The sequence below is a fragment of the Francisella sp. SYW-9 genome (genome assembly GCF_008711465.1).
Classification (GTDB): domain Bacteria; phylum Pseudomonadota; class Gammaproteobacteria; order Francisellales; family Francisellaceae; genus Francisella.
On sequence record NZ_VXKQ01000009.1, the window covers coordinates 1 to 13663 of the forward strand.

The following is a 13663-nucleotide window of genomic DNA, read 5'->3' on the forward strand; positions in this document are numbered from 1 at the left end:
TGGATCCATATATATTAAGCCAATATCACTAGCTATATAATGAAGCTTATTCTCCAAATGGCTCTGTGTAATAACCAACTTAGCTTGCGTATCTGTAAGTATATGCTTAAATCTCTCTTCAGGATATTCAGGATCCATAGGAACATATGCCCCACCTGCCTTCATAACACCAAGTATACCTATAACCATATCCATACTTCTCTCTAAACATAATGGAATCAATGTATCTGGTTTAAGCTCTTGATTCGTTACTTCCTTATACTGCTTTCTTATATACCTAGCTAATTGGTTTGATCTTTCATTTAACTCTTTATAAGTTAACTGTTTATCTTCAAATACTAATGCTACATTATCTGGATTCTGTTCAACTTGCTCTTCAAACAGTTGGTATATCGTCTTATCCTTAGAATATTCTTTATCTGTTTGATTCCAAGCATATACTATTGTTTGATACTCTGCTTTTGATAAAATAGAATAGCTTTTTATATCTAAATCTTGTTTATCTAAAACGTCATTTATCAATCTAATAAAAGCTTCTTTAAATTGATATATAAACTCTTCAGAAAACAAATCTTTTGGGCTCGTAAGTCTGAACTTTATTTTATCTGATGAATATTCATCATATAATAACACTAATTCACTAATTGATTCACATGACCAACTTATATCTACTGGAGTCACTTCCAAATTTTCTAGTTCAAATCCTAAAGTATTTAAATTGGTTTGAGCTATACTAACGTTAAAGTAGTTACTAGGAATATATGTATTGTTTTCCCTTTGATCATTCATTATATAAGTCATTGAATAACCCTGATATTTTCTAACATCTTTACGTTGCTTTGATATATCTTCTAGTAAGTCAGGCACTGACTTTATATTTTTTAGATTAATTTTTAACGGTATGTTATTTACAAAACATCCTATTATATCTTCAAATTCCTTAGGTCTCATATTAACAGGATAGCTTAATAGGAACTCTTCCTGATTTGAAAACTTAGATAATACTATAGAATATGCAGCTGATATTAATATAAATGGTGTAACTTTATATGACTTTGCTAATCTCTTAAGTTCATTTGTCTTTGCTTCATCAAAAGCAAAATTTAAATCCTTAGACTTATTCCCTATATTAATATTAGTACTATTTTTATATGGCAAATTAATATTTAATGATGTATCACCAATAAACTCCTTCCAAAATCCCTTTGCTTCCTTATTAAATTCATTAGTTAAAAACTCCTTCTCAACTTTAACTACATTAATAAAAGATGCTAGTTTTGTATCACTTTTAACATTATTAACAATACAATTATAGCTTTTGCTAATTTGCTTAATAGTTTGAATTCCAGATGTACCATCAGAAATAATATGAGCTACAGATAAAATAAAGTAATGTAAATTTTCATTAACTTCTAAAAGATAAAATTTTTGCAAAACATCTTTAGTTAAGTCAAATTTTCTATCTAATAACTCTCTTAACTGCTTATATATCTCTTTTTCATTTGCACTTTCTGCTAAGAACTCTTTATAGAAATCATCTATTACATAATTTCCATAAAAGCATTTCTCGCCGTCTTCAGAGTATCTCGCATGAACAATTTTATTATCCTGAATAAACTTCTCACAAGCTTTTTTTAAAGCTTCTTTATTAAGATTACCTTTTATTTTATATACCAAAGAAAAGTTATATTTTGTACTTTCTGGATCAATAGCCCACTCTAAAAAAAATCTCTTTTGATATTCTGATATTGGTAACTCTTTTATCTCTTTCATACATCTCTCTCCAAGAATTGTATATATAATAACAATGCGCCTATCAAGGCTAATATCCCTGCTAGTATTAATAATATTGACTCGTGTGTTAACACTAAAAATCCAATAAAAAACGATGATATAAACATCATCAATGAGGTTATCTGACCTAAATTACCCATGGCTTTACCTTGTTCATTCTCACTACTATAATCAGAATAAACAGCCATATATCCTGTATTGGAAAATGGTATAAATATATAAAGCACTAAAGACGTGATCCATATAATTACTTTAATATTTACACCATTATCTATATAAATAGATAAGCCTTGTATCAAAAGCATTATCGATATAATTACTATGCTAAATATAATTAGTTTACGAACTTCTACATATCTTGTTAGAATTGGTTGAATTATCAATATATTTAGTGCTAAACCTAAACACATTACTGTGAAGAATATTCCTATAATCTTAGTGCTATAATTAAATCTATTTGCCAAAAATAATGATATTGATTGTATAAATATTCCTAAAGCAAACTGAAATAAGCCATAGCTTATAGTGAAAAGCTTTAGTAATTTATCTGTAAATACATGAATAATCGTTTTAATTTGAAACTTAAATACTTTGGGGTTTTCTGATGATTTATCTAAACGAATATTTCTAAGCGATAAATATATCATAACTAAATTAAATAACGATAAACAAAAAGCTATAGTAAAGGGAATAGTCAATGAATATATCCCTTCAAATATAATAGAGCTACTTCCTATTAATGGACCTAATACAAATCCAGCTATAAAAGCTAACATTGGCCACCTAAGATTATTCATCTTTGATTTAATAGTTGTGCTTAGATCTGCTATTACAGCTTCAGCCACTATATAAGCACCTGAGCAAAATCCCATAGTTAATCTAGATAATAAAAATATATATGGATCTCTTATTAAAATTGAGATACATGCTAATAAATCACTCATACAGATACCTACTAAACCTAATAGTATTATTTTTCTTCTACCATATTGATCTGATAATGATCCTAGCAAAGGCATCCCAAAGAAGCTGGCTAAAGGAAATAGTCCAAATGATAATCCATACAACATATTACTTGATAAAAAAGTATTAGATCTAGCTAACCCATATTGTGAGTTAAAAAATAACTCTGGCATTATAGGGAATATTAAGCCTGCTCCTATAGCATCAACAAATATTAATAAACAAAGACTAAATAATATTTTTTTATTCAAAATAGTTAAGCAAATAAACCAGCATGCATTAAAAATATATTAATTAATATTGAGTTAAAATAGTATTAGCAGCAAAAACACCATAACTTATAGAAACTTAAACAAAAAGAACTAATCAAACTTATTTCTATCAATATAGGTCTGCCTTATCCAAAAGTCAGACAAATCACCGTGATCACAATAATAGAAAACTTAAAAACTGTTTTTGCAAAAACTCTATCCTCATCATCAATATAAGACTTAATAGACTTATATAACCAATATAAAGATATAAACATACAAAACGCAAAAGACAACAAATCTGCCGTTCCTAACAGCATTGGCAAGCTACATGATAAGACAAATAACACAAGATACACCAACATTATTTTCTTGGTATAACTAACACCTTTAACTAAAGGCAACATTGGTAGATATACTTTTTTATAATCATCCATATATAACATAGCTATAGCAAATGAATGCGGTATCTGCCAGAAAAATAAAATAAGAAACAAAGCTAAAGCATTATAATCCAAGCCATTCACAACTGCAGTATAACCAGCCACAGGAGGAATAGCTCCTGAAATACCTCCTAAGACAGTAGCATGGATAGTAATACGTTTAGATACTGTATAGACACCCACATATACAATAAAGCCAATTATAATAATCCATAGAGTCAAGAGATTAACAAGATAGTATAAAATGGCGCAGCTAAGTATCAATAGTATCGAGCCATAAATCGTTGCTTGTATAACTGAAATATCTCCAGTAACTAAAGGACGCTTTTTTGTACGTGCCATAGCACTATCAATATCTTTATCATAAATATTATTAAAGACACACCCTGCTGCAACCATCAAGGCAACACCCACCATCACATAGAAAAATAATGCTAAATGCTCAAATCCAATTTCTCTATGTGTTGCTAGCAGAAAGCCTCCAGTAAGAGTAATAAGATTGCCAAAGATAATACCTGGCTTAGCTAATTGAAAATATTTTTTAAAAGACATAATAAAAAAGAAAGCTGGTTAAAATGAATCACATCATCATGTCGTATAAATCAAACATGATCCACATAGTACCTGCGACTACTATCACTACAATAATAGCTGCGAATATAGCACTTACTAAATTCCAGCGAGCTTTAGAATCTGTGTTTAGATGAAGGAAATATACCAACTGAATAAAAAGCTGTGCAATAGCTAAGACTGCTACGGCAATACACAATGCAACAGGTGATAGCAAACTAAAGCCAACTAGCACAAAAGCTATTGTTGTCGTTATTATAGATAGTACAAAACCCATTATATAGCTTTTATAAGTACCATATGCTGCGCCAGTATCTTGATCATATAAGTGTTCTTTAGCCATATTATACTGCTCCTAATAAGTAAACTATTGAGAATACAAATATCCATACAATATCTAAAAAATGCCAAAACAAACCAAGGTAAGTTAGTTTTGTTTTAGCCATAGGATTCATACCATACTTTTTAAGCTGAAATATCATACTCACAATCCATAAAAGACCCATTGTCACATGTAATCCATGAGTTCCAACAAGTACAAAGAATGATGATAAAAATGCACTTGATGACCAAGTATGACCTTCTAATACTAACTCATAGAACTCATAAACTTCCATACAGATAAATCCTAAGCCTAAAAAGAAAGTTATCCATAGAAATTTTATAACAGTATTAATACTATCAGAGTTTCGATTAAGCATTGCCAAACCAAATGTGAAACTACTTACTAGTAGAAGCATAGTCTCAACGAATACAAAAGGTAGATTGAAAATCTCGTGTGAAGCTACCCCACCAAAAGTGTGCTCATGAAAAACTGCAAACACTGCAAATAGTGTTGCAAAAAGCACACAGTCACTCATTATATAAATCCAAAAACCAAATACACTCTTAGAACCATCAAAATGATGTTCATGGTGATGATTATCTGCAGTTACTGTACTCATACGCGTAACTCTCCTTGTTGATTGTATTTATTTTCAACATCCTTAACTTCATCAGCTTTCACGTAGTAGTCAATATCATAGTCAAAAGATCTGTATAGAACTGTACCTATCATACCAACAACTCCTACTGCTGCTAACCACCAGATATGCCATACCGCAGCAAAACCAAATACAAAGCTAAATGCTCCAATAATAACTCCTACAGAAGTATTTCTTGGCATATGAATATCTTCATATTCTTTTTCATCAGTAAGAGGCTTATTATCAACTCCTAAACCTTTTTCTTTATGATCCCAGTAAGCATCACGCTCTTCAACGATTGGATCACGCGAGAAGTTATAAAAAGGTACTGGTGATGGAATACCCCATTCTAGAGTACGTCCATAACCCCAAGCATCTGAACCAACACGATTCTTTTCTCTATCCTTGATACTTACAAGAATTTGTAGAACTTGGAATAAAATACCTAAACCAATAATCATTGCACCAATCCATGCAACTATTAATAAAGGCTGATATCCAGTTGAAGCAGAATAATGGTAAAGTCTTCTTGTCATACCCATCATACCTAATATATATAAAGGCATAAATGCAACAAAGAAACCAACTAACCAACACCAAAACGCACATTTACCTAAGCGCTCATTTAACTTAAAACCAAATACTTTTGGAAACCAGAAAGTAAGACCTGCAAACGCACCAAATACAACACCACCAATAATAACGTTATGGAAATGGGCAATTAGAAACACGCTATTATGCATTTGAAAATCAACGCCTGGCACTGATAACAATACACCTGTCATACCACCAACTGAGAAAACTATCATAAAACCTATAAGCCACATCATAGGCGTTGCAAATGTTATACGACCTTTATACATAGTAAATAACCAGTTAAAGATCTTAACCCCTGTTGGAATTGCAATAATCATTGTCATAATTCCAAAGAAAGCATTAACATTTGCACTAGCTCCCATTGTAAAGAAATGGTGAAGCCAGACTGTAAATGACAGTATAGTAATAGCTATACTAGCCCATACCATTGTTGTATATCCAAATAATGGTTTCTTCGAGAAAGTTGCCGCAACCTCTGAAAACACACCAAACATAGGTAACACAAGAATATAAACTTCAGGATGTCCCCATATCCAAATAAGGTTTACATACATCATTTGGTCACCTCCTCCAGAAACAGTAAAGAAGTGCGTACCAAAGTATCTATCTAAAGTTAATAATGTCAAAGTTACTGTTAGCACAGGAAACGCTGCTATCACTAGAACAACTGAACAAAAAGACGCCCATGTAAATATTGGCATTTTCATTAGAGTCATGCCTTTGCAACGCATTTTGATAATTGTTACAAAGAAGTTAATACCTGTCATTAGTGAACCAATACCAGATATTTGTAGACCCCATATATAATAATCGGTTCCGACTGTTGGACTATAGGTTATCTCAGAGAAAGGTGGATAAGCAAGCCATCCAGCATGTGCAAAATCACCCACTAATAAAGAAACATTTATTAGCATAGCCCCTACTACAAATAGCCAAAAACTCAAAGAGTTCATATATGGAAAAGCAACATCTCTAGCACCAATTTGAAGAGGAATCACCCAGTTCATTAATGCAAAGACTAAAGGCATAGCTACAAAAAAGATCATTATCACACCATGAGCTGTGAAAATCTGATCAAAATGCTCAGGAATTAGATAACCTGTACTATCGCCTGAAGCTAATGCTTGTTGAGTTCTCATCATTGCAGCATCTACAAAGCCACGAAACATCATGACTAATGCCACAATGGTATACATTGTACCTATTTTCTTATGATCAACAGTTGTAAACCATTCTCTCCATAGGTAGCCCCACTTTTTAAAATAAGTAATACCACCTAATAGTGCCACACCTCCGACTACAACACCAATAAACATCACAAGTATAATTAACTGCTGGCTTACTGGCTCATATAGGTATGGAAACACTAAATGAGGATTACTTAGTTTCCCTATCAATGCTTCTAGCATATTTTTCTCCTATTTATAAACTACTACTATTTTACTAATTACATACTAATGATGATGCATACTACTATGCATTGCATGACCATGATTCATAGGCATCGCATTAGCCATATTCTCTGGCTTATAGTTTGGCATCATATATGACATAACAATATGGTTAAATAAATTCTTATCAACATGAGAATAATATGCAACTGGATTATTTATAGAATCTTTTACAAGATCCTTCCAGAAGTAATTCCATGTCAATGATTGATGTTTGCCATCTTTAACTTCTATAACCCATTTGTTAAAGTCAGCTTGGTCAGTCACTTTGGCATAAAACTGCATCTCAGCAAAACCTATACCTGTATAGTTTGCAGAGAATCCTCTAAATTTACCTTCATGTTTAGCTATTACATGTAATTGTGTTGTCATACCTGTCATTGCATATATCTGCCCTGCTAGCTCAGGTATAAAGAAAGAGTTCATTGGAGCAGCTGAAGTTATTTTGAAATTAACTGGACGATCCTTAGGTATCTGTATATAGTTAACAGTCGCTATATCATATTCAGGATATATAAACATCCACTTCCAGTTTAGAGCAACCACATCTATTTCTATTGGTTTTTTATCTGACTCTAATGGTTTGTAAGGACTAAGTGTGTGTGTTGTTTTCCATGTAACAATTGATAATATCAAGATTATTACAAATGGCACACCCCAACAGATTATCTCTAGCTTATTACTGTGACTCCAGGTTGGTTTATACTCAGAATTAGCTCCATCTCTATATTTCCAAGCAAACCACAGTGTCAAAATAATAACTGGAATAACCACAAAAAGCATAAGAACAGTCGCAAATATTAGCAAATGTTTCTCTTGCGATGTGATTATACCCATTGGATTCCAAATACCGCCCTTACAGCCAGATAAAGACAGCATTGCTACTATACTTGTAAATATTAGTAAGTATTTTTTCCAGTTCATTAATACATTCCCTTATAAATTACAGTTACATATAAATCGTTTAATCACTAAACATGTTTTCTACTAGGTAGATATCTCCATATTACATAAATACGAAAAAAAATTCATTAATTAATAATTTTTTTAGTATTTGAATACGGAAACATATTCGCTATACTCATCAATATTTTTATTACGATAAATAATTTCACATGTATAACAAAGAATTAAGAACAACTATAAATATCTCTTTAATATATGGTTTTAGAATGATTGGACTGTTTATTATTTTCCCGATATTTAGTCTATATATTAATAATTTACAATATGCGACACCTTTCCTAATAGGTTTAGCTCTTGGGATATATGGGCTAAGTCAAGCCATGCTACAGATTGTACTTAGTATTTTATCAGACAAGTTTGGACGCAAGCCTATCATATTAGTTGGCTTAGTATTTTTTATTATTGGTAGTATTGTTGCAGCATGCTCGACTAGTATTTATGGAATAATTATTGGTCGTGCAATACAAGGTGCTGGTGCAATAGGCAGTACACTAACAGCACTAGTTGCCGACTCAACAAAAGAAGAAAACCGCCTTAAGGCAATGTCATTAATTGGCATGTCTATAGGGTTTTCTTTTTTAATAGCTATGATGATAAGCTCAATACTAAATAGCATTATTGGATTATCAGGTATCTTTTGGCTAACTGCGATATGTGGAGCTATCAGCATATTTATCTTAACAACAATTCCAACTCCCAAAAAACCTAGCTTTCACCATGAAGCAAAACCTGTTTTAACACTTATTAAAGACATAATAACGCATAAAGAATTATTAAAGCTTAACTATGGCATATTTACATTACATGCTACTCTTACAGCATTATTTATAGTCATTCCTCCAATCCTAACAAATATTTTACAAATATCTGCTGACTACCAGTGGCTGATATACCTTCCTGTACTGATTATATCTTTCGTCGCAATGTTCCCATTTGTCATGATTGCTGAGACTCAACACAAAATGAGAAAGTTCTTTATTGTTGCTGTTTTACTTTTAAGTATCTGTTTAGGTCTTTTGATTATAGGTTATCAGCACACTATAATCTTAAGTCTTATTCTTACACTTTTTTTTGCAGCATTTACCTTTTTAGAATCATGCCTACCTTCATGGGTTTCAAAAATTGCTCCTGTTGGAAGTAAAGGAACAGCTATGGGTATCTTCTCTAGCTGCCAGTTCTTTGGTATATTTATCGGAGGAGTCTTAGGTGGAATCATTTTTCATAAATTCAACATCACTGGGGTGCTTACATTTTGTACAATCTTAGCCTTTCTATGGTTTTTGGTTACATTAATAATGGCTGAACCTACCTACCTAAATACAAGGGTCTATAAACTAGACAAAATAACATCAGAACTTGCAGAAAAATTAAATAAAATCATTGCAGTAGAAGAGGGTCTTTACGAGTCTGTAATATGTCTAGAAGAAAATGCTATATATGTAAAAATTGATAAGAAAGAATTTGATGAAAAATTATTTATTCAGAAAATAAATCTAATCAAATAATTATATTTAAAACAATACAAAGTTAGGCTACACTTACAACCTTAAAACTATACCATTTTAGTATAGCGAAAACCTTTATTTTCAATGCTTCCGGCATATATTAATTTTTGATTTAGGCAATTTATATGTTACAATTATCCTGTATAGTTAAAGGTTAGAAAAAGTGACTACTCAAATCGCACAAGATTTTTTCTTTCCAATGTTCTATTTTTAAAAAAAAAATAACCTTTCGTTACTCGAATATCATAAGGAGAAGCAGCATTATGTTACCAACGCTCATGTCTGTTGACTTAGCAAGATTGCAGTTTGGTCTAACAGCATCATTTCACTTCTTATTTGTTCCTTTAACATTAGGTCTAACGTGGATTTTATTCACAATGGAACTGATGTATTTAAGAACAGGTAAAGAAGTTTATAAAGATATGGTGAAGTTTTGGGGTAAATTACTTGGAATAAACTTCGCTCTAGGAATTATCACTGGTTTAACCATGGAATTTGAATTTGGTACTAACTGGTCATACTACTCACAGTCAGTAGGTGATATATTTGGTACACCTCTAGCTATTGAAGGTATGGCTGCATTTATGCTTGAGTCAACTTTCGCTGGCTTATTCTTCTTTGGTTGGGATAAACTTTCGAAGAAACAACATTTACTTTCAACATTCTGTTTAGCAATCGGTTCAAGTTTCTCAGCACTATTAATTCTTGTTGCAAACGGTTATATGCAACATCCTGTAGGATCTGAATTTGTAGCTTCAACTATGAGAATGGAAACTGTAAGCTTACTAGATGTATTTTTAAACTCTACTGCGCAATCAAACTTTGGTCACGTAATTACAGCTGGATACACAACTGGTGCAACTTTTGTTATAGGTATTAGTGCATACTACCTACTTAAAGGACGTGACACTGGTTTTGCTAAGAGATCTTTAGCCGTTGGCTTAGGTTTTGGTATAGTTGCTTGCATTATGGCTATATTCTTCGGCGATGCTAACGGTCAAGATGCCTGGAAAGTACAACCATTAAAAATGGCTACTATTGAAGCTGAATGGGATACCTCACCAACTCCAGCACCATTTAATGCTGTAGGCTTCCCAGACCAAAAAGAACAAAAGAATAACTTTAACATAGAAATCCCTATGGCTCTTGGTCTAATAGCAACACACACTACAACAGCTCAAGTTCCTGGTGTTAAAGCTATCCTATACGGAGAGATGGTAAATGGTAAGAGAGATCCTAACCTAGCTTATTACAGAAATATTAAAACAGGTGAAACAGCTGATGTTTCTCCTGCTGTAGCTGCTGCTAATCCTCAAAAATATGAGAAAGTTCCTGCTGCTACTGTAATGATTAAAGATGGTGGTCTTGCTTATGCTGATCTTCTAAAATGGAGAGAGTCAGGTCGTAAAGGTGATACTCCTGATAGTAGCTATGCAAATTACAATAATCCTCAATACCAAAGATATATGGGCTTTGGTAAGCTACTTGTTCAAGTTGCTCAAGAGAAATATGGTAAAGCTGACTCTGCGACAATTGCTAAATTAGCTAACAATCCAGAAGTAGTAGAACAAGTTGCTACTAATATGGTTCCTGATGTCGCTAGTATCTTCTGGACTTTCAGAATTATGGTTGGTATAGGCATGTTGCTACTATTACTGATGTTGGTTGGTTTAGTTCTCTTAGCTAGAAACTCCCTTGATAATACTAAACTTGGTAAGCTATTCCTAAGAGTTATGCCTTGGGCAATTCCATTACCTTTTATTGCTTGTGTCTGCGGTTGGTTTGTAACTGAGCATGGCCGTCAGCCATGGACTGTTTATCATCAGCTGCCTACAAGCATCAGTTCATCAGCTCTAACAGCTGCTGATATTGGCACTTCTATGCTGATATTCTTGCTAATAGATACTTCTCTATTTGCAGTATTACTATTCTTAATGTTCAAATATGCAAAACTAGGACCTAGTTCGTTAGGTTCTGGTAAATATCATTTTGAACAAAATAACAAAGATAAATAAGGAGAGATAAATGTTATTAGATGTTTTACAAGTTATCTCTTGGCTAGTTGTTGGAGTTCTTATATTCCTAGTAGCTGCAACAGTTGGTTTTGACTTTGGTATAGGTATTCTTGCTAAGTTTGTTGGTAAAGATAACTATGAAAAAAGAGCTATCATAAATACTGTAGGCCCTACTTGGGATGGTTCTCAGGTTTGGTTTATTACTGCTGGTGGTGCACTTTTTGCTATTTGGCCACAAGTATACGCTACAAGTTTCTCAGGACTTTATATTGCTATATTAGCTGTACTATGGGGCCTTTTCTTAAGACCTCCTGCTTTTGAGTATAGAAAGAAAATAGATAGCGACAAATGGAGAAATTTCTGGGATTGGATGCTTGTTTTAGGTAGTATCATTCCTATAGTTGTTATGGGTGTTGCTGTTGGTAACTTATACCTTGGCTTCCCAATCTCGTATGATGATACAGCTAGACTAATTTACGGTACTGTAACAAATGGCCAGTATCAATCTATGTGGATTACATTACTAGACCTATTAACGCCTTTTGCTTTATTATTTGGTGTATTTGCTCTAAATATGGCACTAATGCACGGTTCTACTTATGGAAAGCTTAGAACAGAAGGTGTACTAAGAGATAGATTTAAGAAGATCAGTAACGTTACAGCTATTATATATATAGTATTGCTAATTGTTGCTGCTATTTGGATAGCATTTATCCCTGGTTATCAATATAGCACTAACCCAGGCTTCGCATATGCTTCAGATGCCTTAAACCACGCTTATACAGCAGGTAAAATAACAACAGATCATTCTTGGTATTATAACTTTAACCATGCTCATATATGGATGTGGTTTGCACCTATTTTAACTTTTGTTGGTGCTATCCTTATTATTGTATTTAATAATAAGGATAAAGATGGCTCAGCATTCTTAGCAAGTTTAGCTTCTTTACTTGGAGCTGTGTTAACAGTTGGTTTTGCGCTATTCCCATTCATTATGGTATCTAATGTTGGTGACTACAAATATAGTTTAACTATATTTAATGCTAGTAGTAGTCAAACTTCATTAATAGGCATTCTTATAGCTGCTCTTATAATACTTCCGATTGTATTTAGTTATACGTTCTTCGTATATAAGAAAATGTGGGCAAACGGCCGTAGAACATCTGCTGAAGAAATAAAAGCTAACTCACATGAGATGTACTAATAAAAAAGGAGATTTATTATGTTTTATTTAGTATGGATAGTTTCTGCATTTGTAGCAGTTGGCGTAGGTTGCTTCGTTGCTGGTAAAATGGATAAAAAAGAAGATTAATAATTTACTTCTTTTGCTATTATAATATTTTTTTCATCTTTCTATTAGTATAGAATCTTATAATCAATTAATTTAAAAATTAAACTATTATGAGAAAACTCTTCTATACATCAATTCTTAGTATATTCCTTTTCACATTTGGCTATTGTGATATTGTTGTAGGTACTACTGGTGATTACTTACCTTTTTCTAACTACAATAAATCGACCAATACATTTACTGGTAAAGATATACAACTTATAAAAGAATTTGCTAAAGCTAAAAATGAAAAAGTTAAGTTCGTTAAAACTACTTGGAAAACAGCTGCAAATGATCTTAAATCTAATAAATTTGAAGTTTTTGTAGGTGGAATGACAATAACTCCTCAACGTAAAAATAGCTTCTTATTCTCAACACCTTTAGAAGCATCAAGAAAAGCAGCAATGACTGCGTGCAAAAACTTAAGTAAATATAAGAGTTTTAAAGATATAGATAATCCTAAAACTCTAGTTATCGAAAATAGAGGTGGTACTAATGAAAAATTTGCATTGCAGAACCTTAAAAAAGCAAGCCTTCTAATAATAAGTGATAATAAAAAAGCTGTAAAATCTATAACTAATGGCTTTGGTAATATCCATCCAGATATAATGATTACAGATAGTGTGGAAATAAAATATCAACACTCTATTAATCCACAAGTATGCCAAATACCAGTACAAATAGATAAAAGTAGCTCTTTCAAAGCATTTATGTTTAATAAAACCTCTAATGGTAAAAAACTAGCTAATCAATTTGATCAATGGTTAAAGGATAATCCAAAGATTTTTAAGGCATATGCTAACTCATAACAAA

The 13663-nt window shown here is 32.3% G+C and carries 12 protein-coding genes; 5 read left to right on the plus strand and 7 right to left on the minus strand.

What is annotated here, in order from left to right; genetic code table 11:
- From F3D62_RS04715 to cyoA, 7 genes are all read right to left on the minus strand, one after another.
- Positions 1-1773 (minus strand): condensation domain-containing protein (locus F3D62_RS04715; protein ID WP_150467097.1); only part of this gene is annotated, 1773 nt, incomplete at its 3' end.
- Positions 1770-3008, minus strand: a complete 1239-nt coding sequence (locus F3D62_RS04720; RefSeq protein WP_191092537.1) for an MFS transporter — start codon at positions 3006-3008, stop codon at positions 1770-1772. The genes F3D62_RS04720 and F3D62_RS04715, both read right to left, overlap by 4 nt.
- A gap of 146 nt (positions 3009-3154) precedes the next feature.
- Complete coding sequence (cyoE, locus tag F3D62_RS04725) at positions 3155-4003, minus strand: heme o synthase (RefSeq protein ID WP_150467099.1); 849 nt, start codon at positions 4001-4003, stop codon at positions 3155-3157.
- Between the two features lie 28 nt (positions 4004-4031).
- Positions 4032-4364, minus strand: a complete 333-nt coding sequence (gene cyoD, locus F3D62_RS04730; RefSeq protein ID WP_150467100.1) for a cytochrome o ubiquinol oxidase subunit IV — start codon at positions 4362-4364, stop codon at positions 4032-4034.
- A 1-nt stretch (position 4365) separates the two neighbouring features.
- Positions 4366-4965 carry a cytochrome o ubiquinol oxidase subunit III gene (gene cyoC, locus F3D62_RS04735; protein WP_150467101.1) on the minus strand — a complete coding sequence of 200 codons (600 nt, stop codon included), beginning with the start codon at positions 4963-4965 and terminating at the stop codon, positions 4366-4368.
- Entirely contained in the window at positions 4962-6992 is a 2031-nt protein-coding gene (gene cyoB / locus F3D62_RS04740; protein WP_150467102.1) for a cytochrome o ubiquinol oxidase subunit I, read from the minus strand. Before cyoB ends, cyoC begins: the two co-directional genes overlap by 4 nt.
- A gap of 45 nt (positions 6993-7037) precedes the next feature.
- Positions 7038-7958, minus strand: coding sequence for a ubiquinol oxidase subunit II (gene cyoA / locus F3D62_RS04745; RefSeq protein WP_150467103.1), 921 nt, complete (start codon positions 7956-7958; stop codon positions 7038-7040).
- A 191-nt stretch (positions 7959-8149) separates the two neighbouring features.
- On the opposite strand from cyoA, the gene F3D62_RS04750 reads away from it, so the two are divergent.
- The 5 genes from F3D62_RS04750 (at position 8150) to F3D62_RS04770 (ending at position 13659) form a co-directional block, all read left to right on the plus strand.
- A complete protein-coding gene (locus tag F3D62_RS04750; protein WP_150467104.1) occupies positions 8150-9505 on the plus strand; it encodes an MFS transporter in 1356 nt (451 codons plus the stop codon).
- A 263-nt stretch (positions 9506-9768) separates the two neighbouring features.
- The gene (locus tag F3D62_RS04755) at positions 9769-11520 is read left to right on the plus strand and encodes a cytochrome ubiquinol oxidase subunit I (RefSeq protein WP_150467105.1); all 1752 of its coding nucleotides are present in this window, start codon (positions 9769-9771) and stop codon (positions 11518-11520) included.
- 10 nt (positions 11521-11530) lie between these two features.
- A complete protein-coding gene (cydB, locus tag F3D62_RS04760) occupies positions 11531-12724 on the plus strand; it encodes a cytochrome d ubiquinol oxidase subunit II (protein ID WP_150467106.1) in 1194 nt (397 codons plus the stop codon).
- Positions 12725-12742: 18 nt separating this feature from the next.
- Positions 12743-12832 carry a cytochrome bd oxidase small subunit, CydX/CbdX family gene (locus F3D62_RS04765; RefSeq protein ID WP_150467107.1) on the plus strand — a complete coding sequence of 30 codons (90 nt, stop codon included), beginning with the start codon at positions 12743-12745 and terminating at the stop codon, positions 12830-12832.
- A gap of 89 nt (positions 12833-12921) precedes the next feature.
- Positions 12922-13659 carry a transporter substrate-binding domain-containing protein gene (locus F3D62_RS04770; RefSeq protein WP_150467108.1) on the plus strand — a complete coding sequence of 246 codons (738 nt, stop codon included), beginning with the start codon at positions 12922-12924 and terminating at the stop codon, positions 13657-13659.
- The last annotated feature ends 4 nt before the right edge of the window (positions 13660-13663 follow it).

Coding starts and splice junctions, on each gene's coding strand:
- cyoE (WP_150467099.1), bottom strand. CDS start 4,003: ATGTCTTTTAAAAAATATTTTCAATTAGCTAAGCCAGGTATTATCTTT.
- cyoD (WP_150467100.1), bottom strand. CDS start 4,364: ATGGCTAAAGAACACTTATATGATCAAGATACTGGCGCAGCATATGGT.
- cyoC (WP_150467101.1), bottom strand. CDS start 4,965: ATGAGTACAGTAACTGCAGATAATCATCACCATGAACATCATTTTGAT.
- cyoB (WP_150467102.1), bottom strand. CDS start 6,992: ATGCTAGAAGCATTGATAGGGAAACTAAGTAATCCTCATTTAGTGTTT.
- cyoA (WP_150467103.1), bottom strand. CDS start 7,958: ATGAACTGGAAAAAATACTTACTAATATTTACAAGTATAGTAGCAATG.
- F3D62_RS04750 (WP_150467104.1), top strand. CDS start 8,150: ATGTATAACAAAGAATTAAGAACAACTATAAATATCTCTTTAATATAT.
- F3D62_RS04755 (WP_150467105.1), top strand. CDS start 9,769: ATGTTACCAACGCTCATGTCTGTTGACTTAGCAAGATTGCAGTTTGGT.
- cydB (WP_150467106.1), top strand. CDS start 11,531: ATGTTATTAGATGTTTTACAAGTTATCTCTTGGCTAGTTGTTGGAGTT.
- F3D62_RS04765 (WP_150467107.1), top strand. CDS start 12,743: ATGTTTTATTTAGTATGGATAGTTTCTGCATTTGTAGCAGTTGGCGTA.
- F3D62_RS04770 (WP_150467108.1), top strand. CDS start 12,922: ATGAGAAAACTCTTCTATACATCAATTCTTAGTATATTCCTTTTCACA.